Origin of the sequence: Butyrivibrio sp. (assembly GCF_017635265.1) — a bacterium.
Taxonomy (GTDB): Bacteria; Bacillota; Clostridia; order Lachnospirales; family Lachnospiraceae; genus Butyrivibrio.
The window spans coordinates 1-21,120 of record NZ_JAGBLU010000136.1; the positions used below are offsets into that span (position 1 = coordinate 1).

The 21,120-nt window shown below is 38.5% G+C and carries 22 protein-coding genes and 2 tRNA genes; 8 read left to right on the plus strand and 16 right to left on the minus strand.

Annotated features, from left to right (window positions below; translation table 11 throughout):
* Positions 1–89 precede the first annotated feature (89 nt).
* A tRNA-Lys gene (locus J6O61_RS16710) sits at positions 90–162 on the plus strand.
* A 232-nt stretch (positions 163–394) separates the two neighbouring features.
* On the opposite strand, the gene J6O61_RS16715 is transcribed toward J6O61_RS16710, so the two are convergent.
* Entirely contained in the window at positions 395–1,885 is a 1,491-nt protein-coding gene (locus J6O61_RS16715; protein WP_292215457.1) for a radical SAM protein, read from the minus strand.
* A 205-nt stretch (positions 1,886–2,090) separates the two neighbouring features.
* Here J6O61_RS16715 and J6O61_RS16720 point away from each other — a divergent pair, with 205 nt between their 5' ends.
* Positions 2,091–2,987 (plus strand): hypothetical protein, encoded by an 897-nt coding sequence (locus J6O61_RS16720; RefSeq protein ID WP_292215458.1) that lies wholly within the window; start codon positions 2,091–2,093, stop codon positions 2,985–2,987.
* A gap of 35 nt (positions 2,988–3,022) precedes the next feature.
* Here J6O61_RS16720 and J6O61_RS16725 read toward each other — a convergent pair whose 3' ends face one another.
* From J6O61_RS16725 to sufC, 6 genes are read right to left on the minus strand one after another with little or no spacing between them, the layout of a single operon-like run.
* The gene (locus tag J6O61_RS16725; protein ID WP_292215459.1) at positions 3,023–3,571 is read right to left on the minus strand and encodes a TetR/AcrR family transcriptional regulator C-terminal domain-containing protein; all 549 of its coding nucleotides are present in this window, start codon (positions 3,569–3,571) and stop codon (positions 3,023–3,025) included.
* 14 nt (positions 3,572–3,585) lie between these two features.
* Positions 3,586–4,032 (minus strand): Fe-S cluster assembly sulfur transfer protein SufU, encoded by a 447-nt coding sequence (gene sufU / locus J6O61_RS16730; RefSeq protein ID WP_292193097.1) that lies wholly within the window; start codon positions 4,030–4,032, stop codon positions 3,586–3,588.
* Positions 4,022–5,242, minus strand: a complete 1,221-nt coding sequence (locus J6O61_RS16735; protein ID WP_292215460.1) for an aminotransferase class V-fold PLP-dependent enzyme — start codon at positions 5,240–5,242, stop codon at positions 4,022–4,024. Before J6O61_RS16735 ends, sufU begins: the two co-directional genes overlap by 11 nt.
* Before the next feature lie 32 nt (positions 5,243–5,274).
* On the minus strand, positions 5,275–6,444 hold the full coding sequence (locus tag J6O61_RS16740; protein WP_292215461.1) for a SufB/SufD family protein: 1,170 nt from the start codon (positions 6,442–6,444) through the stop codon (positions 5,275–5,277).
* An 8-nt stretch (positions 6,445–6,452) separates the two neighbouring features.
* Positions 6,453–7,865 (minus strand): Fe-S cluster assembly protein SufB, encoded by a 1,413-nt coding sequence (sufB, locus tag J6O61_RS16745; protein WP_292215462.1) that lies wholly within the window; start codon positions 7,863–7,865, stop codon positions 6,453–6,455.
* On the minus strand, positions 7,862–8,608 hold the full coding sequence (gene sufC, locus J6O61_RS16750; RefSeq protein WP_292145127.1) for a Fe-S cluster assembly ATPase SufC: 747 nt from the start codon (positions 8,606–8,608) through the stop codon (positions 7,862–7,864). The genes sufB and sufC overlap by 4 nt, the downstream gene beginning before the upstream one ends.
* A 177-nt stretch (positions 8,609–8,785) precedes the next feature.
* Between sufC and J6O61_RS16755 the strand changes: the two genes are divergently transcribed.
* From J6O61_RS16755 to J6O61_RS16765, 3 genes are all read left to right on the plus strand, one after another.
* A tRNA-Gly gene (locus J6O61_RS16755) sits at positions 8,786–8,856 on the plus strand.
* 74 nt (positions 8,857–8,930) lie between these two features.
* Positions 8,931–9,827: a putative manganese transporter gene (locus J6O61_RS16760; RefSeq protein WP_292215463.1), complete on the plus strand. Its 897-nt coding sequence runs from the start codon at positions 8,931–8,933 to the stop codon at positions 9,825–9,827.
* 10 nt (positions 9,828–9,837) lie between these two features.
* Positions 9,838–10,299 (plus strand): Fur family transcriptional regulator, encoded by a 462-nt coding sequence (locus J6O61_RS16765; protein WP_292215464.1) that lies wholly within the window; start codon positions 9,838–9,840, stop codon positions 10,297–10,299.
* Positions 10,300–10,385: 86 nt separating this feature from the next.
* Here J6O61_RS16765 and J6O61_RS16770 read toward each other — a convergent pair whose 3' ends face one another.
* The 3 genes from J6O61_RS16770 to J6O61_RS16780 form a co-directional block, all read right to left on the minus strand.
* A complete protein-coding gene (locus tag J6O61_RS16770; protein WP_292215465.1) occupies positions 10,386–10,712 on the minus strand; it encodes a hypothetical protein in 327 nt (108 codons plus the stop codon).
* A 192-nt stretch (positions 10,713–10,904) separates the two neighbouring features.
* Positions 10,905–11,666 (minus strand): hypothetical protein, encoded by a 762-nt coding sequence (locus J6O61_RS16775; RefSeq protein WP_292215466.1) that lies wholly within the window; start codon positions 11,664–11,666, stop codon positions 10,905–10,907.
* Between the two features lie 29 nt (positions 11,667–11,695).
* Positions 11,696–12,862, minus strand: coding sequence for a DUF3810 domain-containing protein (locus tag J6O61_RS16780; RefSeq protein ID WP_292215467.1), 1,167 nt, complete (start codon positions 12,860–12,862; stop codon positions 11,696–11,698).
* A 168-nt stretch (positions 12,863–13,030) separates the two neighbouring features.
* Between J6O61_RS16780 and J6O61_RS16785 the strand changes: the two genes are divergently transcribed.
* Complete coding sequence (locus tag J6O61_RS16785) at positions 13,031–13,705, plus strand: response regulator transcription factor (RefSeq protein WP_292215468.1); 675 nt, start codon at positions 13,031–13,033, stop codon at positions 13,703–13,705.
* 29 nt (positions 13,706–13,734) lie between these two features.
* On the plus strand, positions 13,735–15,108 hold the full coding sequence (locus J6O61_RS16790) for a sensor histidine kinase (RefSeq protein ID WP_292215469.1): 1,374 nt from the start codon (positions 13,735–13,737) through the stop codon (positions 15,106–15,108).
* A gap of 49 nt (positions 15,109–15,157) precedes the next feature.
* Here the strand turns inward: J6O61_RS16790 and J6O61_RS16795 are convergent, their stop codons facing one another.
* Entirely contained in the window at positions 15,158–15,850 is a 693-nt protein-coding gene (locus J6O61_RS16795) for a DUF4956 domain-containing protein (RefSeq protein ID WP_292215470.1), read from the minus strand.
* Positions 15,851–15,882: 32 nt separating this feature from the next.
* Positions 15,883–16,662 carry a polyphosphate polymerase domain-containing protein gene (locus tag J6O61_RS16800; protein WP_292215471.1) on the minus strand — a complete coding sequence of 260 codons (780 nt, stop codon included), beginning with the start codon at positions 16,660–16,662 and terminating at the stop codon, positions 15,883–15,885.
* A 219-nt stretch (positions 16,663–16,881) separates the two neighbouring features.
* Here J6O61_RS16800 and J6O61_RS16805 point away from each other — a divergent pair, with 219 nt between their 5' ends.
* Positions 16,882–17,367, plus strand: coding sequence for a hypothetical protein (locus J6O61_RS16805; RefSeq protein ID WP_292215472.1), 486 nt, complete (start codon positions 16,882–16,884; stop codon positions 17,365–17,367).
* Here J6O61_RS16805 and J6O61_RS16810 read toward each other — a convergent pair.
* The 4 genes from J6O61_RS16810 to J6O61_RS16825 all read right to left on the minus strand — a co-directional run.
* Positions 17,342–18,772 (minus strand): hypothetical protein, encoded by a 1,431-nt coding sequence (locus J6O61_RS16810; protein ID WP_292215473.1) that lies wholly within the window; start codon positions 18,770–18,772, stop codon positions 17,342–17,344. The two genes, J6O61_RS16805 and J6O61_RS16810, sit on opposite strands and share 26 nt — an antisense overlap.
* Complete coding sequence (locus J6O61_RS16815) at positions 18,762–19,472, minus strand: RluA family pseudouridine synthase (protein WP_292215474.1); 711 nt, start codon at positions 19,470–19,472, stop codon at positions 18,762–18,764. The genes J6O61_RS16810 and J6O61_RS16815 overlap by 11 nt, the downstream gene beginning before the upstream one ends.
* Positions 19,473–19,526: 54 nt before the next feature.
* Complete coding sequence (locus J6O61_RS16820) at positions 19,527–20,216, minus strand: response regulator transcription factor (protein ID WP_022772142.1); 690 nt, start codon at positions 20,214–20,216, stop codon at positions 19,527–19,529.
* Between the two features lie 27 nt (positions 20,217–20,243).
* A partial coding sequence (locus tag J6O61_RS16825) for a sensor histidine kinase (RefSeq protein WP_292215475.1) occupies positions 20,244–21,120 on the minus strand: 877 nt, incomplete at its 5' end.

Consider the following 21,120-nt stretch of genomic DNA (forward strand, 5'->3'; position numbering starts at 1 on the left):
ATAAAAAAATTTTAAAAAAAGTACTTGCATTTCTTTTTATGCCGTAGTAATATATCACTTGTCGTTAAGAACGGCACAAACAAATAAATGCGCTGCTAGCTCAGTTGGTAGAGCACCTGACTCTTAATCAGGTTGTCCAGGGTTCGAGACCCTGGCAGCGCACGCCGAGTACTGTTTTCGTAGGTATATCCTATGGGGATGGTACTTTTTTTCGCGTCAAAGTGAGCCACGCAAGACAAATAAACAGGATACGAGTTCGTGAGGAGTTTACTCATCTAAGAACTTGTATCCTGTTTATTTGGTTTATGCGGCGAACGCCGCGTAAATGAGAAATTTGCAAAGCAAATTTCGAGTCTTGCGTGGCTCTATTTATAAATTACAAACCTTACATTTTTCATGCACCTTTAACGGTCTCTTTGCTCTCCTTCTTCGGCTTGGCTTCAAACGCTGCCAATGTTCCATTCTCTCTCTTTTCTTTGATGTAATTCTCATACTTTTTCCTGGTATGCTTCTGATGTGCCCAGATTTCATCAGCTACCGGAGCCCACTCTTTTGCATACTCATCACATTTTCCGCAAAGATGCTCTACGTCCTCTTCAGATTCCTCGTTGGTTCCATGCGCTCCGGATCTTTCAACCATTTTCCTAAGGAGCTGTGGATTCTCAAGCATTGGACAAGGCTTTAAGTGATTGCGATTAAACGGCTGCCCTTTGTGATACTCCATGAATAACGGGCTCTGAAGCATCTCAAGTATTGAATGCGTATGAATGTTTGTATTAGAAAAATGAATAAATACGCATGGCTCTGCATCTCCGCTTGAATTGATGTGGAAATAGTTTCTTCCGCCGGCAATACATCCTCCAACTGACTCTCCGTCGTTTTGGAAGTCCATTGGAAAGAATCCTATATCACACTTGTCACTTCTTAAGTATCTAATCTGATCCACCATCTTACGCCTCTGCTCAACTGTAGGCATAAGTTCAGGAACAGCGTTATTTCCAACCGGCATGTAATGGAAAAAGAAACCAAATCTTGCTCCTTTTTCAGCGATAAACTCTATAAATTTAGGATCAGTTACAGCTTCAATATTATTTCTTGTGTAACAGATTGAAGTACCGTAAACAATTCCGTATTTCTTAAAGAGATCCATTGCTTTCATTACTGCATCGTAATGGCCTATTCCTCTTCGTGCATCATTAGTCTCAGGCGTTCCTTCAATAGAAAGCTGAAATGTGATATTTCCAAGTCTTACCACTTCCTTACAGAAATCTTCATCAATGAGTGTAGAATTATCAAAAATTGAAAATTCCACATCATTATGTTTTTCAGCAAGTCTTAGGACATCTTTTTTACGAACAAGTGGCTCTCCACCTGTCATCATATACAGGTAAACTCCAAGCTCTTTTCCCTGCGTAACTATCTTGTCCATATCCTCAAAAGAGAGATTGTGCTTAGGACCGTATGTCCCCGACCAGCAGCCTTCACAATGCATATTGCAGGCACTGGTAGGATCAAAAAGAATTAGCCATGGAATATTGCAGTGATATTTTTCTCTATTGGCTCTTATCATCTTGGTTCCCCTGAAAAATGCTTCATATCCAAGATTGAGCATCATCATCTTAGCTACATGTGGATTTGTCTCATCAACTACCCTGTTAAGGAATTTAACCCACCTGTTATTAGGATCCTGAAATGCTTTTTTGACAAGTTCAAGCTTTTCCTTGTCTGCTCCATCACCCCAGAATTTTCCCGCTTCATCTACAAGTTTAAGATAGGTCGCTGTCCTGTTCTCTGATTTATCCAGATGTTTTAAAAATCTGTCTATAAGAATACTAAACGCTTGCCTTTGGGCTTTGTGTGAAACTTTTTCCACAAATGTTGTCATAATATACCTCCGTCCTTTTTTACACACCTACTGGTCAATCTCTCCCTCTTATTTGGATTATACAATCGAAATTTTGTTATTACATTGGACAAAAAAATGGTCATGTGACATTTTGGGACAATTTATTCAATTTGTCCATGTCCTTATAATTTTCATTTATCTACTATATATGTTGAAATATTAAACAAACAAAAAAAGGGGAACAATGGATTCAACAAAGTTAACTGTAGCCATGATTGACACGGCCGTCAGTCGTGGATTAAAAGATATGGAAAATGATCCTAAAAGAACCATAAGGAACCTGGCGGATATGGGAAAACAATTTTCTACCGGCAATTTTCAGCAGGCTCTTTTTGAAGTATTTCAAAAGCTCCTCCAAAACGAAGAAAGTCCTTATTACGACCTTATTCAGTATGTTTTTCGTCACACTGATCATGAAAACCTTAAGAAATTTGGAATTAATATGGGATACTATAGTTGGACTCATTATGCCAAGGTTATAAGAGCAAATTCAAAAAAAGTAGGGCATACACTTCCATGGAAAGAAGACTTTATCTATTGCACTGATGATCCGCCTAATGCATCCACATCTTTAGCTGATATCCGAAAAAGAATTGACTATGTCAGAAAAGAAGGCATCAATACCTTTTCTATCACGCTTACAGGTAAATCCACACCACCAAACGATCTGTTTTCAATTTTTGAAGACTTTGATGAAAGTGCCTTTTTATTATTTTTAGGCGACACTCAGATTACTGTGGCACAACAGGGAATGCTAAAAAAATGTGGCAATGTTTTGCTTTGTATAAATGCTGCTTCAAACGATGCTGTTTCCACTTGTGAAGCTCTAACATCGTCCGGCAATCTTTATTCTATATATTACAATTATGTGGATCAGGATATCGCTTTATTGAAGGAGAGGAGTTTTTACGAAAAATTAAAGGCCTTTCCATCATGTATGCTCATTCTTATTCCTGCCAATGAAAGCGTGATGAGTGCAGGCCCCATCGTAAAAGAAATACGCCTGGAGCAAAAATCCCCTTATTTTATTTGGGATTTTCCTTATGACAACAATCTTATAAGCTCAATCATCTGTAAATAAATACAACCCGTATAGGCTTTTTTAGCCTATACGGGTTAATTTATGTTCTCATCTTCTATAACTTTTTCAGCCAGTCCCAACGAAAGCTTATGTATTTTTTCCATAAACTGTTCCGGAGTAAGGTTCATTCCCTCTTTTACCCAACGCATGATTGCCGATAAAAAAGCATCTCCAAAGAATGTGACAAAAAACTCTTCATCATCACCAATTACCGTGCTGCCTTGCAAAAAGTATCGCGTTATCGGTTCAAAAGTCTCAAGAGCATACTCCCTTAATGAATTCTGGCCATCAATTTGAAATGCTGTACTATAGAATTCTTTATCAGCATAAAAGCTCTTGCAAATGTCATACATAACGTCCCAGCCTCTCTCATATGCTGAAAAGTTGAGCTTCCCTATACAACCAACATAGAATATCCAATTAACCAAATCATACTTGTCCTTGAAATGGTAATAAAAGCTCTTTCTGTTCATCCCACAGTCATCGCATATATCAGATACACTTATCTTTTCAAAAGGCTTTTCCCGCATTAGTTTTTTTAGTGATGTAGCCAGTGCATTTTTAGTGATATTTGAATCTGCCATATTCCACCTACTACTTAGCTGTTTTGCGCCTTTTCTGGATTCTCCAGCATTTCCTGCATGGTGTGCCACCCAAGAACTGCACATTTAACCCTCGCAGGCATGTGTGCAACATCCTGAAGCGCGGCTGCCTCATCAAGCTCTTCAAGGCTCGCCTCGTCAGTAATATCACCTTTTATCATTCCCATGAATGTTCCTGCAAGTTTTATTGCCTCTTCTTTTTTCTTTCCAATGATCTGATCTACCATCATATCGACAGATGCCTGTGAAATTGCACAGCCACTGCCATCATACATTCCATCTTCGATAACTCCGTCTTTTAACTTAAGCTGCAGTGTAATATCATCTCCACAGCTTGGGTTTACACCACGAAGTACCAGATCCGGATTCTCCATTTTGCCCTTGTGAACCGGATGAAGATTGTGTTCATTAACTATCTCACGATAAAGCTGCTTAAGCTCCATAGCCCATGACCTCTCTTACCTTTGAAAGCTTATCGAGGAAGATTTCCACTTCCTCTTCCGTATTGTAGAAATAAACACTTGCTCTTGCTGTTGAGCCCACCCCTATAAACTGCATGAGAGGCTGCGCACAATGGTGTCCAGCTCTTATGCACACATGGTCATCATTAAGCACTGATGCCATATCATGTGGATGAACTCCTTCCATTGTGAAAGTAACAATTCCGCAGTGCTTAGCAGGATCTTTTGAACCAAACACTTTGATATAAGGCATCTTTTTAAGGCCTTCCATCAAAAGAGTTGTAAGTTTTTCTTCCTGCTCTTTTATTGTATCAAATCCTACGTTTTTAAGATACTTAATTGCTTCAGCAAGTCCTACTGCATCACCGGCATTAACTGTTCCAGCTTCGAACTTGTGCGGAATCTCTGCATATGTAGCATCTTCTCTTGTTACATATTCGATCATCTCACCACCTGTTAAAAATGGCTGCATCTTTTCAAGAAGCTCATATCTTCCGTAAAGCGCTCCTATTCCCATCGGTGCAAGCATTTTGTGGCCTGACAGAGCAAAGAAATCCGCTCCGAGATCCTTAACATCAACATGCATGTGTGGTGCAGACTGAGCTCCATCAACAACCATGATAGCACCCTTTGAATGAGCGTAAGCCGCAATTTCCTTTATTGGGTTAGTTACACCCATAACATTTGAAACATGACCAACTGCAACTATTTTGGCTTTGTCAGTTATCTTACTTTCGTATTCTTCTTTGGTGATTGTACCGTCTTCTGTAGGCTCCATATATACAAGATTAGCCTTACACTTTTTAGCAACCATCTGCCATGGAAGCATATTGCTGTGATGTTCCATTACAGTTATTACGATATCATCACCCTCATGAACATTCTCAAGTCCATAGCTGTATGCAACAAGATTCAAAGATTCTGTAGTATTTCTGGTAAAAATAATTTCCTCAGGTCTTGAAGCTCCAATAAAATCTGCTACAACTGCTCTTGCATTTTCATACTGCTCTGTTGCAGCCATGCTAAGATCATATAAACCACGAAGTGGATTTGCATTAGATGTTTTATAAAAATTTGAAACTGCATCCAGAACCTGCCTTGGTCTCTGTGAAGTTGCAGCATTGTCTAAATATACATAGTCACCGGAATTTAAAATATCGAAATCCTTACGAAAGTCTCCCAAACTAGCCATTGCTTCTCCTATAATAACGAATTATTTTGCCCTTAAACAATTCCCTGAATATAATACAGAACTTTCTGCATGATCTCTGGATCTGGGATCATACGTGCAACGCTCTCAAGCCTTGCCTTGATAATAATCCTCTTTGCCTCTTCCTCATCAATGCCTCTTGTCTGCATGTAAAACAGAATATCCTCGCCAAGCTGTCCAATGGTAGCGCCATGTCTTCCATCAACATCCTCTTCCTGGCAAAGAATTACAGGCATTGTCTTATTCACTACATCCTCGCTAAGAAGCAAAGCATCTTCCTGCTCATCACCTACAGAGCCAGAACTACCATTTTTAAAATCAATAGTTCCTCTGAAAGTTTTGGATGCATTATCCATGAGAACACCCTTAAACTGCATGAGCGCTTCAGTCTTTTTGCCTCTGTGGTCAGATACATAATTTATATCAAGCGAATGGTCATCTCTGCAAAGATATCCCATATTGCTGTTAAATACAGACTCTTTTTCCACAAGATTTGTGTAGCATCCTGTCCAGCTCTTTTTAGCTCCAAGTTCAAGAGAAACCAGGTCTATCTGGCCCTTCTCAAAACATGCTCCGCCTATATCATCAAAATGAACAAAGCCATTTCCAAGAAGCTGAACTTTAACGAGTGTGATCCTGGCTCCCTCTTCTGCGAGAAGCCTTGTACTAACACCATGGAATCCCGTAGCATCTTTTTCAGATGAATACTCCATGATGACAGTTACTTCAGAATTCTTTCTTGCATGAACAACCTGTGAAGAAAGGCTTCCCTGTCCATTTGCAAGATCATATCTGATCACAATAGGTTTATCTGTTTTTACATTCTCAGGAACTGTATAGACTACAGCTTTTACATTAGTAGCTATCATAAGCTCATCTATATCGATTCCCATTCCTGTGCGAAGCGCCTGCTTTTCATCTCTGTAAGACATATCGCCATTTGGAATTCCGGGAACTCCTGTTGTCTTAAGGATTTTTTCCTTATTAGCCCTAAATATTTCTCCGGCTTCCTCGAAAGTCACATCTCTTTTTACTTCAATTTCATCAGAGATAACTGATTCTACAGGAGTACTAAGGCTATCTATTGTAATATCTCCGGCATTTAAAGTACTGTCATTAACATGCAAAAAATTGTATGTAAGAACAGGCAGTACATTAACCTTCATATTTATATCTTTATTCATAGCTATCCTCACATGTTTCCACTCATCTCAAGCTTGATAAGATTGTTCATCTCAACGGCATATTCCAAAGGAAGTTCCTTGGAAACAGGATTTGCAAAACCGCTGACGATCATCGCTTTAGCATCTTCTTCTGAAATTCCGCGTGACATCAGGTAGAATACAGCTTCATCGCTAATTCTTCCAATCTTAGCCTCATGTCCTACATCAGCATCGTTAGTTCTGATATCCATTCCAGGAATAGTATCTGCTCTTGAAATACTATCAAGCATCAAGGAATCACATGATACTGAAGCTTTAGCCTTTTTAGCGCTCTTCTGTATAACTACGCTGCTTCGGTATGTTCCGATTCCACCATCCTTTGAAATGGACTTTGTTGATATAACTGATGATGTATGTTTACCCTGATGGACAACCTTAGCTCCGGTGTCAAGGTTCTGACCCTTTCCGGCAAATGTGATTCCTGTGAATTCCATCTGAGAATTATCACCCTTAAGGATTGTCATAGGATAAAGATATGATGTATGGGATCCAAAAGAACCTGATACCCATTCCATTCTTCCGTTTTCCTCAACTATTGCTCTCTTGGTGTTGAGGTTATACATATTTTTGGACCAGTTCTCAATTGTTGAGTAACGAAGTCTTGCATTCTTACCAACAAAAAGCTCAACGCAACCAGCGTGAAGATTGGCAACATTGTACTTAGGAGCTGAGCAGCCTTCGATGAAGTGAAGATCTGCACCCTCATCTACTATGATAAGAGTATGCTCAAACTGACCTGCTCCGGCAGCATTCAATCTAAAGTATGACTGAAGAGGGATCTCAACCTTTACTCCCTTTGGAACGTAAACAAAAGATCCGCCAGACCATACTGCCCCGTGAAGAGCTGCAAACTTATGATCAGTTGGAGGAACAAGCTTCATAAAGTGTTCCTTGATCATATCTGCGTACTCACTGCGAAGTGCTGACTCTAAGTCTGTATAAATAACGCCCTGAGCTGCCACTTCATCTTTTACGTTGTGGTAAACAAGCTCTGAGTCGTACTGTGCTCCAACACCTGCCAGTGACTCTCTCTCCGCCTGAGGGATTCCAAGTCTTTCAAAAGTGTTCTTGATATCCTCCGGAACCTCTTCCCAGCTGCCCTTCATATCAGACTTATGTCTTACATAAGAAGAAATCTTATCCATGTCGAGTCCCTCTATACTTGGGCCCCAATCAGGAATCTTGATATCGTTGTATAATTTCAGGCATTTAAGTCTAAAATCCCTCATCCATTCAGGATCATTTTTCTCTTCTGATACCTTTAAAACAGTTTCTTCTGTAAGACCTTCCTGAAGACGATAGAAATCTCTTTCGTTCTCTACGTCTTTGAAATCATACATACTGTGGTCTATATCTGCCACAACCTGCTTGTTATCGCTCATACAAACCTCTCAAATCCGTGCTCGTTAATCTCATCTACAAGTGTTCCGTCACCGGTGTGAACTATGCTTCCCTTTACAAGAACGTGAGTATAGTCAACATGCAGTGACTCTAAGATCTTGGTACTGTGTGTAATAATAAGGAGTGCTCCATCCTTCTTTTTCTGGTATTCCTCAATTCCCTTTGAAACTGTACGAACTGCGTCAACATCAAGTCCTGAGTCTGTTTCATCAAGGATTGCAAATTTTGGATTAAGCATAAGGAGCTGTAAGATCTCAGCTTTCTTTTTTTCGCCGCCGGAAAATCCTACATTAAGATCTCTGTCAGCGTATGACTCATCCATTGAAAGAAGCTCCATTGCAGCCTTAAGTGACTTCTGGAAAGCCATAAGCTTAACAGGTGCTCCTGTTTGTGCGTGATAAGCGTTTCTGATAAAGCTGCTAAGAGAAATGCCAGGTACTTCATATGGATTCTGGAAAGATAAGAACATACCTGCTTTAGCTCTTTTATCAGCTGAAATATGTGTGATATCCTCTCCATCAAACATGATGTTTCCTTCAGTTACCTGATAATGAGGATTACCCATAAGAGTAAAACCAAGAGTAGACTTACCTGCGCCGTTTGGTCCCATAAGCACATGGGTTTCTCCCGGTTTGATGTCCAGGTTTATCTTATTTAATATAGGAAGCTCATTATCAATTGAAACTGATAAATCCTTTACGGTTAAAAGAGACTGATCTGACATGATAAAAACCCTTTCTATTTATGAAAAATCTTAAACTAATGTAATTCCTAGTAAGTTGGTAGGAATCATAATAACACCGCTAAAATTGTCTGTCAATCGACAAACACATAAAGTTTATCATAAAAGCCCTTGACATACCACATAAACTTAAGTAAAATACATATTTGTCAGCACCGTGCGGGTGTAGTTCAATGGTAGAACACTAGCCTTCCAAGCTAGATACGTGGGTTCGATTCCCATCACCCGCTTTACTGATATTTTTTTTGCATTTTTTCTAAATGCTAATGATTTGCATTTGCATTTAACAAGACAGGAGGTCAAAATGGATTTAATCATTGATGTTGTAGTTGATGCTTTGATCGATTCAGTAAAGATATTGCCGTTTCTTTTTATTACCTATTTGGTAATGGAATTTTTAGAGCACAAGACAGAAGATTTCACTTCAAATATAGTACAGAAAACCGAACATTTCGGTCCTTTGTGGGGAGGTCTTATAGGTGTATTTCCACAATGTGGTTTTTCCGCCGCTGCTTCCAATCTTTATGCCGGAAGAGTAATCACTTTGGGAACTCTTATTGCTATCTATCTCTCAACTTCCGATGAGATGATTCCTTTGTTCATATCAAACCAGGTTCCCTTAAACACTATGATACCTGTTTTGGCTCTTAAAGCCGTCATTGGAATTATTGCCGGATTCATAATTGACGCTGTTGTTCATTATTATCACAGTTCTCACAACCAAAAGCTTGATGATCCTGTAAGGATTGATGAACTTTGCGAAAAAGAACACTGTCATTGCGATGACGAAGAATCCGACAGTTTTCTCGGAATTGTAAAATCTGCTTTAATTCATACAATACATATTTTTCTATTTGTACTTGTACTGACTCTTGCACTTAACCTTATTATTGAAATAATCGGTGAAGACAGGCTCTCGATGCTGCTTAAAACAAGCCCTGTGATCAGCCACATACTCGCAGGACTCATAGGACTTATTCCGAACTGTGCAGCTTCTGTTATTATCACGGAGCTTTATCTTGATCAGATGATTACACTTGGCACTATGATGTCCGGTCTGTTAGTAGGAGCCGGAATTGGACTTTTGGTTTTATTCAGAGTTAATCCGGAAAAGAAAGAAAACATCAATATAGCAATCCTGCTTTTCATAATAGGCACTGTTTGCGGACTCTTGATAGATGTGCTTGGAATAACATTTTAACGGAGACTATATGAGTAATAAGATACACGCCGAAAGCTATGATTCGATTATTGAGAGAAACTGGCCTGAAGGCTTTAAGAAAACTCACCAGAGAAAAGACATCTTTACTGTTTTGTTCTGTAGCGAAGAGCCAATGTCTGCCTCTGAAATATATGATCATTTAAACTTTGAGGGATCAAAAGAAAAGTATGCTTTTTCTACTGTCTACAGAAATCTGCTTGCTTTTGAAAAAGCCGGGATTATAACAAAAACCATTCTCTCAACAGAAGATGAAGCAGTTTATGAATTAAAAAAGAGTAACCACAAACACTATGCAATTTGCACTGTTTGTCATAAAAAGATTCCTATTAAAACATGTCCTCTGCATGATATTTCTAAATTTGTTTCCGGATCTCTTCCGGGCTTTGAAATAACCGGCCATCAACTTGAGATACTCGGTATATGTAGTGAATGTAATAGTAAAAATAAGTAAAAAAAGGACCTTCCGGTCAAAAAACCGGAAGGTCTGTTTTTATGTACTGACTAAAGCAATTGATTATAAATTAAAATCTAATTGAATTAGTTGTTAGCTGATGTAGCTTCTGTAGCAGCTTCTTCTACTGATGAAGCATCTGCTGCAGCATCCTCTGATGTAGCTTCTGTAGCAGCTTCCTCTACTGATGAAGCGTCTGCTGCTGCATCCTCTGATGAAGCCTCAACTGAAGCGTCCTCAGAAACAGCCTCTACAGCCTCTTCTACTGATACTTCTTCAACAGCCTCAACTGATGTCTCTTCTACAGATGTCTCTTCTACTGCTGTCTCTGTTGTAGCTGCCTCACCGCAACCAGCAAGAACTGCTGCTGAAAGTGTTAAAACTGAAAGTAATGTTACGATATTCTTCTTCATAATATTTTCTCCTCTTTTCGTACTCAATATTCTAGCCTGTATAACAATTGTGGCTATGCAAAATAGTGTGCAATTGCTTCAGTACAAAAAAAGATTATATACTTTAAAGAGAATATTGTCATGGACATAACTGTGCATATTATCTTAAGATTTTCTTAAGATATTGTGCATTTTTTACAAAAAACGTCATATTTATTCCTCAGATGACGCTGTAGAAGCTTCACTGGAGGTTACATTTTCCTCTTCTGTTCCTGCGTCTGAAGTGTCACTTACAAAAAGAGATGCTGATCCGGTCTTACTTTCTGAATCATATCGAAGGGTAATAGAGGTCTCATCTATCTTTAAACTTGATAAGTCGTCACAAGAAAGTGTAAATTCTGTGTTGTTGTCATTGGTGATCACAAACTCAAACTCTGAGCTGGCTTTTGTCACATCCAGAACTACTCCCATCAAAGTGTATCCTGCATTAAGAGTTACATTCCCGCCAAGAAGATTTTCCGAGTATGTATCCTCTGTAATATCGTGCAAAACAACGCTCACAAGGTTCATTCCCGTCTTATTAACCAGATAGCACTGGACATTCATATGCTTTTCAGCTTCTGCCTGCTCTTTAGTTTCTTGCTCCAATGTCTCTGAAAAGCCCTGCTGAAGACTCTGATACTCTGCTGTTATCTCATTGATCTCAGGTATTATCTCATCAATTTTGGAATCAGTAATCCTTTTATAATCAAGTTCTACATATTCCTTGGCTTTTTCTTCTAATTCCTGAAGTTTCTGCTCCATGGATGAATCTGTTATATCAAGATATGTCTCTTCCGCGCTTTCTTTTGCCTCCATCATAAGCCCGACTGCTGTTTCAAGTTCCAGAACTTTCTCATCAGTTGCTCCGCATCCGGCCAAAAGAGTTGCAGAAATTATAAATGTAGCTGCTAGTACAAAAATATTTTTTTTCATGATTTTTCTCCCTTATTGAGGTTATTGTATCACACCCCTTCCGGGAAATTGTAATAGTAATCCATAATTAGTGCAACTACATGTGAATAACTGCACTTTCCGGAAGACACCCCGTTTACTTTAAGATTAGTATCTATAAATGTTTCTGCAGCCTTCTTTACTGTCTCAGTCTTTACAACCGCCTTTGACTCCACTTTTACCCAGGCTTCATCTGTCATGAACAGGTTGTCATACTTAACTCTTGCTGATATCTTCACATGTGAGTTATATTCTTCCTTACTTACAGCCTTATAAAAATCATTATTGATGTAATTAAGAACTCCGAGATATCCGCTATATTGGAAAACCGGATCGTCCGAGCTTATGCAAGCCAAAAATCCCAGAAAATTTGCCTCGTCCTCATAAATATAACCATGGGTATGCGCAAGTTCATGACACATTGTAAAAGGCTTGTTCATAATAGACATTGTGTCGTTATAGTTAGCCTCCATAGAAAATGGAAAATAGTAGCCTTGCATATATTGCTGGCTCATAAAATCAGAAAAAACCAATGCCTTGGGTGTTGTATAAAAGCCCGACAATCTTGGAAACCGATCAGATAAATTTGACATTGCTTCTATGGCTTTTTGCTGCATGTCACCATCATATATGACGTTTTCCTGTTCATCATGAGGCACCTGTTCTGCCAGCTCATTACATCTTTTTACAACAAAATCCCTCAGTTCTGCCAGCTGCTGAATATCGCACTCAGTTGTATCTGTCCCGGAAAAAAGCTGTATCTTTGATGTATGATACAAAATGAAGCAATTCAAAGTCATAACCGTACATATAATTGCCATTAAAACAGGTGAAACTCTGTAAAGAATATTGGAAATTGTACTAAAGATTTTCTGTGCTTTAAAAAATCCCTTATTTAAGGAAGAAGCCTTTTTTTCATAGATTAAAAAAGCACTGTGTACAATTACAAAAGCAACAGAAAACGCCACAAACAAGACTATGAATGCCAGCATTATTTCTCCAACAGAAAAAGGAAAAATGCTGGTGATCCTACTATATAAAAATGTTATGCGGGGGAAAATATTTTCCACATAATAATCAGAAAAAGCCGCACTCTTCCATGCGACAAAATTTAGCAAAATGCAGATAAAAATAATGAATAAAACCGGAATTGGTATTATGGATTTCTTTTCCTTCATCTGTCACTCCCTTAAGTAATATATATATAAATTTTAGTAGAGAAATATGTACTGGTAATGTCTAAAAAAATTCTAAAATGTTCATAATTTATACATATCTTTGTGATTTGTGCGAAACTTCTTATGGTAGAATTAATAAAACATTTCTTCATATTAAAGAGGTATTACATGAGATTATTATTAGCAGATGATGAAAAAGAACTTTCTAATGCCCTTGTGGCAATCTTAAAGCACAGCAACTACACAGTTGACGCCGTTTACAACGGCACAGATGCTCTCGACTATGCGCTTAGCGGCGAATATGACGGAATCATACTGGATATAATGATGCCGGGACTTGATGGAATGGAGGTTTTAAAAAAACTCCGCGAAAAAGGAATATCAACTCCGGTTCTATTCCTTACAGCAAAAACAGAAGTTGATGACCGTATAAAGGGCCTTGATCTGGGTGCAGACGACTATCTTCCTAAGCCTTTTGATATGGGTGAGCTTTTAGCCAGAGTACGAGCCATGCTTCGAAGAAAGACTGACTTTGCTCCAACAAACCTCTCCTGCGGCAATCTTACTTTGGACCGCGCAGGATATGAGCTTTGCACTCCCGGTCATGATAAGATACATCTTGCCAGCAGAGAATTTCAGATGATGGAAATGCTCATGACAAATCCGGGGAGAATCATCTCCGTTGATACTTTCATGGATCGCATTTGGGCTGATGGCGAAGCCGATGTTAATGTAGTCTGGGTCTATATCTCAAACCTTAGAAAAAAACTGACTGCTTTGAATGCAACCTGCGAAATTAAAGCTTCAAGAGGCGTCGGTTATTCTATAAATGAGACAAATTGATTTTTTCACATAAGATTGGAACTATAATTATGGTTAATAAACTCAGAAAAAAATTTGTTATCACGGCAATGCTTTCTCTTTTGCTGATACTCGTCATTATGATAGGTGTCATAAATATTGTAAATGTACGACATGTTATTTCCGAGGCTGATCGCTTATTAACTATGCTTGAAAATAATGACGGTTATTTCCCCGGAATGAAGTTTGATGACCGACCTGAAGATGCCTCTCAATTTTCTTCTGAAGAAGAAATACAGCCTACAGCTGAAAGTTCAGTTGGTAACGAACCAAATCCACGACCTATGAATCCAACAAACCCTTTTCAGTTTGACAAGCTAAACAGCAACAGAGATGCTGAAATGCCTTATCAATCGAGATATTTTTGGGTGAGACTTGATGCTTCCAATAATGTTACAGAAATAAATCTTGGACATATAGCATCCGTGACAGAAAATATTGCTTCCGAATATGCAATTGATGTAGCAAATAACTCTCAAAGCAAAGGATTCTACCACACATACAGATATATCTTATCTGAAAAAGAAGATGGAACAAAACTTGTGATTTTTTCCGACCAGAGCGCTGCTATACTCAATATGTTGACTTTACTTCTTCAATCTGTTTTAGTTGGCCTTTGCGCTCTCATCGCGATGTTTATCCTGGTTTTCATATTCTCAAGTCAGGCTGTTGCCCCCGTTGTAGAATCTCTTGAAAAACAAAAAAGATTCATCACAGACGCAGGGCATGAACTAAAAACTCCTTTGGCAGTAATATCCGCCAACGTAGATGTACTTGAACTTGAATCAGGGAAAAGTGAGTGGACAACAAGTATAAAGAATCAGGTTACAAGAATGAATGGTCTTGTTAAAAATCTCCTGACTCTTTCACGAATGGATGAAGAAAGAATGCATGTTGTCTTTTCAGACTTTGATATGAGTAAAACCGTAAAAGATACCGCTGTTTCTTTTGAAGCTCTTGCAACCTCAAAGGGCAAAAAATATCAGATGGATATTGAAGATGGCATACATATTACCGGAGATAAAAATGCAATCAACCAACTTGCATCACTTCTGTTAGACAATGCCATGAAGTATTCCTCAGAAAAAGGAAGCATTCATGTACTTTTAACCAAAGGCAATAAATACATTACTTTTGAAGTTTCTAATACCTGTGATGCAATTCCAAGCGGTAATCTAGATCGCCTATTTGATCGTTTCTACAGGGCTGATTCATCAAGAGCACGTGAAACCGGAGGCTACGGCATTGGCCTTTCAGTCGCCAGAGCAATCGCCACATCACATGGCGGCTCAATCGAGGCTCTCCGCGACGGCGACAAGATTATCCGCTTCGTAGTAACGCTACCAAAGGAACTGCCTAAAAACATACAGAAAATGAATAAATAGAAAAAAGGCCTGAGTGGTGTATACCACCCGGGCCTTTAATTGCTGCAAATCAAAGTTCATCACTCTTTACTGCTACCGGTCTTGAGCATGTTATTTCAAGGTTTCCGTTTCTCTGACGGATCTCATCGATCATTCCTTTTGTTGATGCTTTTGATCTCATTGCTACTTTGTAGTTGAGCTTATAAAGACTTCCCATTCCTGATGTCTTAACTTCCTGAAGCTCTGCCTTTGTTGTATATCTTTCAAAAATGTCATCAAAGATTCCCTCAAAATCAAGACTTTCAGGTACTGTAATCTTTACTGTCTTCTCATCTGCTGCACCTTCTCCGAAGCTGCAATTTGAAAGAATAAGGTTTGCTACTGAAATGATAACTGCGAAAATTGCTGCAATTCCAATATATCCCATACCTGTTGCAAGACCAACTGCCATAGCAAGGAAGATAATTGCTATTTCTTTTCCTGATCCGGGAGCAGAACGGAATCTAACCAATGAGAAGGCTCCTGCCACAGCGACACCTGCACCAACATTTCCGTTAACCATCATGATTACCACTCCAACAATAGCCGGAAGCAATGAAAGTGTGATAATAAAGCTCTTTGAATAGCTATTCTTGATTGTATACATGAACGCTATGAAAATACCAATCGCGATAGAACAAAGTGTAGCAATTAAAAATGTTGCTCCTGTTATAGCTCCGTTTGTAAATATTGATCCAAAAATTAAATCTGTTTGTGTAGTCATTTTATATAATCTCCTTTCTATTATCCCTTGTCTTACACGGCTCTGCGAAACACGGCCACGTTTGATTTCTCCTTTTTCTGTTCAGGCACAATGCCCTTCATTATCATTTCGTTTGTCTGGCCATACATATATTCGAGATATCCTCTTCCATACTTGGAAAAAGAAATCTTTCTAATGTTAAGTTCATCGAGAATTCTTGCAAGTTCCATTGACATTGCGCCTGCAATCTTAAGCTCCATAAGGTGCTGACCCGGAAGCAAAATATCTTTTCCGACATTTCCCTCTGAAAGACTTAAATTCTCGGTTCTCCATCTGATATTTCTATCAAATGTAATTCTAAGATCCGGATCTTCAATGCCTGCCATCGCTATTCTGTCATAGGATATCGCCATTGCCGGTCTGAGTCCCTTGTAATACTGAAGAAAATAATCAATCTCATTTGATATCTGCGACTTGTTCTCAAGTTCTTTTCCATTTACAAGGTAATCAATTGCTTTGACATATGGCATTGAGATTCTTCTTTTATAGACTACTCCGTCATATTTTTTCTTGATCTCGATAAAAGCATTTGTGTCATCACTTGCAATTCCATAAGTTCTAAGTCTTAGCTTTTCCTTGTATTTTGGTTTTTCAAGTGATCTTTCAATCAGCTTAAAATCCGGAGTGTCGAAATATATATTTAAAATGGAAGTTTCTCCATAGCTGTCTATAGCAGCCATTCCCTCAAGTCTTTTCATAAGCTCGTTATACTGAATGTCATCCAGCAAATATTTAACTTCAATTCTCTGAAATACATCTTTGAAACCTGCCATGATTTTTCTCCATTTCTTTATGTAATGTTTTATCTTATGAGGTCATTCTATAAAGCTAACCTTAAAATAACTTAAAACAAGTAACTGTTTATAATTTCTTAATAAAATATTGGAAAAAGCCCATGGATATTGTGTTTTTAGGTTCATCATTTATGTTATAATGTCATTAAGTAACACCTAATTGCATCAATTGTTTTCTTTACACAGGGGGAGGTGTCTATGTACAAAAAGGGAGATAAAGTAATAATTCTCGACTATAACGGAAAAACTGCTATACCAAAGGTTGTTGCCGAGATTGAAGATGTCTATGGTGAAGACAGGGTGAGGCTTCATTTACCTGATAATGCCTGCTGTCTTGAGTTTACGGATCATTTTGAAAAAATTGACGAAGAAACTTATGATGAAATTCTTCATGCGGTTCATGAGAGGGAAAAAGAACTGCCGGTAGACTTGCAGCTTGATATCCGCAAGTTTGCTTCAAAGCATCCCCGCAGAAGGAAAGATGAAATCATAAAAATGTTTAATCAGGACAAACGCTACGTTTCAATCTTAAATGCCTATATGGGCAGAGTTATGATGTATGGAAAAGAGAATATCAATGAGAGATTTCTTTTTGAATACAGGGAGGCTCTTTTCGGTATTGTTGAAACCAGAACATTTTTCCATGAACTTGATGATTCTATTGCGATACCTGATCTGACTTAAAGCTCATTCCTATACCGATTACCGTAAACAAGAATGTTGTGGATACCGGTGTGGAAAAAGATACTGAACTGTTAAATAAATATGAGATTATAGGGAGTAAACATATTATAGATGTTTGCTCCTTTTTTATTATCCTACTTAAAGAATATAGTATAAAGCCATAATACAACGTTACTCCGACAATTCCTCTTTCTATCAGAATTGTCAGCATCTCGCAATGTGCATTTGTAAGTCTGTTACCTTCAAGGACATTTAAAAGAGAATCTGCCCACATCGGGCTATGGTATGCATAAAAAGAATAGCAGTCCTGCCCTACTCCGAATATCTTTTGCCAGGATGACAGGTTAAGGAACATATCAAAAGAAATCTGCCAAATAAACAGTCTGCCATTTCCGAAATTATAAGGAATCTTCCCGGTGGCAATTATAACTATGAAAAAAGCTACGATGGCAAAGAGTAATCCACAAAGCACCTGCCTATATAGAGTCTTTTTCCACATAAAGCCAACTTCATCCACCAAAGCGGACACCCTATATATAAAGAAAGACAGCGCAACTATAATAAGCCCTTTGTGATGGTCGCACAGGGCAATGAGAATATTCTCATCATAGTTATACACACCCGGATTAAAGATCATTATCAGATTAACTGTTTCTATAACCAGTCCCAAAATCGCAAGCTGTGCCATAAACCTATGAAAAGAACTTCTGTCGGAAAGAGACAAAAACAGTAACAATCCATATGTTCCAATTATTACAAGAAGCCCACTATCAGCCCCTTGAAGCAAAAGAGCCATAAGCCCTGCTACAGTATACAGACTACATGCCCAAAAGCTCTTGCTTCCCGGTTTTTGAAGATATGATAAGCCTACACCTGCAGGAACAAATATAGCCAAAAAACCAACATACCAGTTGATGTTACCGATAGTTGCCAGAAAGCCGGTATCACTTCCATATATTTCAATGGGATATATCCCGAATCTTCCCAAAATACCTATTACAAATATAAGAAATGGCGTCACAAAAATTGCAGCAATAACATACTCATCAATATAGAGACCTTTTGACAGATAGTAACATTCAAGAGCCATTATTAATGTGGTCAAAAAACCTATTCTCCATCCTTCAAGTCCAAGGAAAGCTGTTTTTATGTCACTTGAGAATATAAGTGTCACTACATTTGCAAAGAAAAGAGCCCCAAGCAGCAACTCCCATATTTCATTTTTATTTCTTTTTATTCCAACAAGAAAAGAAGCAATAAGAACAAATACACCACTAAGGAGCATATACATCGTTCCCTTTGCTTCGCCAAGTCTGTAATACCCTTGCTCCATATATAACGGCAATATAGAGCAAAGCATAATTATATGGATGGATGCAATTATCTTTAATACTTTAGTTTTCATAGTCTATGAATTCCGGTTTTATCTCAAAATTGACTTTTTTTCCTGTAGATGGATGCTTAAAACCAAATTTGCAGCAGGCAAGGCACACTGTCTTAATGCCTTTTTCCTCTGAATACTTAATTGACTCTTTTGTCCCATATTTGGTGTCACCAACAATCGGGTATCCAAGTCCTGCCATCTGAACTCTTATCTGATGGAATCTTCCGGTCAGAAGCTTTATTTTCAAAAGAGAGGTTTTTTCATCTGAAGATACCACTTCATAATCAAGCTCGGCTTTTTTTACATCACCACCTATTAGTCGAACCTTTTCTCCTTCAGAAACAATAGCCGCTAATCCACTATCCTCTCTTCTGCCAAGATAGTTTTCCACATGGGCTTTTATCGGTTCCACGTTTCCATAGCAAAGTGCATAATAATACTTATCTGTGGTGCGTTTTTTTATCTGCTCGGCAAGATTGGATGTAGCCTTTTTATTTTTGCCCATCACAATTACTCCCTCTACAGGTTGATCAAGCCTATAGACGGTTCCTACATAAGCAGGGCCTTTTTTACCCTCCTGCTTATTTTTCCTTGTGAGGTAATTTCTAACCTGGCTTACCAGATCCATTTTTCCGGGGCCTGCCCCTTCTATGGCAATCCCCGCCGGCTTATGACATACAATTATATCTTCATCTTCAAAAATATATTCTATCTTTTTCATATAGGTCAAAATAATGGCGGCAGTAAAAACTGCCGCCTAAAAAATCAAAGATTATCAAACTTTAAATCTGTACCCAACGCCCCAAATAGTCTCAATATACTGAGGGTTTGAGGTATCATATTCGATTTTTTCACGGATCTTTTTGATATGAACTGTTACAGTCGCAATGTCTCCGATTGAGTCCATGTTCCAGATCTTACGGAAGAGTTCTTCCTTGGTAAATACGTGGTTCGGATTCTCTGCAAGGAAAGTGAGAAGATCAAACTCCTTTGTTGTAAAGCTCTTCTCTTCGCCGTCAACATATACTCTTCTGGCTGTTTTATCAATCCTAAGTCCTCTGATTTCAACGTAATCGTTGGATTCATGTCCTGATCCCACAAGTCTTGAATATCTTGCCATGTGTGCTTTAACACGAGCCACCAGCTCAGACGGGCTAAATGGCTTGGTTATATAGTCGTCAGCTCCAAGTCCAAGACCTCTGATCTTATCGATATCATCTTTTTTTGCTGATACCATAAGAATGGGCACATCCTTCTTTTCTCTTATGTGTTTACAAACCTCAAATCCATCCATTCCGGGAAGCATCAGATCCAAAATTATGAGATCAAAATCCTCCGCAAGGGCAGTCTGAAGACCTGCATCTCCTGTGTTCTCGATAGCAACTTCAAAGTCGCTAAGCTCTAAATAGTCCTTTTCGAGGTCGGCAATAGCCTCTTCATCCTCAACAATAAGAATTCTACTCATACACGTATCTCGCCTTTCTTTGGATTATTATGTTTCGTTTTCGACTGTAACTGCCTCTGATCCGTTTGCGTACTCAATGTACTTCCTCAGAACAAAGTGCATACATGTTCCTTCTCCCTCATGGCTTGTTGCCCAAATATAACCGCCATGATCTTCTACTATCTTTTTAACTATAGATAAACCAATTCCGCTTCCTCCCTGCTTGGAATTGCGGGAAGCATCTGTTCTGTAGAACCTGTCAAAGATGTTTGGAATATCTTTCTGTGCTATTCCTTTTCCATTATCTTCAAGCTCTATCCTTATGGAATCAACTTCATCCAGGATCCTTATATCAATCTGCTCTTTTCCATCGCTTCTCTGCATGTACTTGACACTGTTGCTGACAATGTTGTTAATTACACGCTTAATCTGCTCAGGATCTGCAACAATCTGGGTTTCAGGTCCTGTGAGGTTGGAATAGTTAAGTTTTATCTGCTTACTCTCCAGATCCGCTCCGATTTCTTCAATACAATCTCCAAAATATTCTGCCACATTAAGTTTAACAAAATTATAGGGGATCCGGTTATTATCAATGCTTGAGTACAATGTAAGCTCATTAATAAGGTTGTTCATATCATTGGCCTTGCTATTAATGATCCTGATGTACTTCATCTGTTTTTCAGGATTGGCTGCAACACCTTCGAGAAGGCCCTGTGAATATCCCTTGATTGCAGTAATAGGCGTTTTCAAATCATGAGAAATATTACTGATAAGCTCTTTATTCTGCTTTTCTCTCTCAATCTTTTCATCAGCAGACTCTTTTAACCGAAGTCTCATGTCTTCGTAATTACGATACATGGCTCCAAGCTCCCCTTTTTCCTTCACATCAGTAGGAAGCATGTAATCAAAGTTTCCATCCTTGATA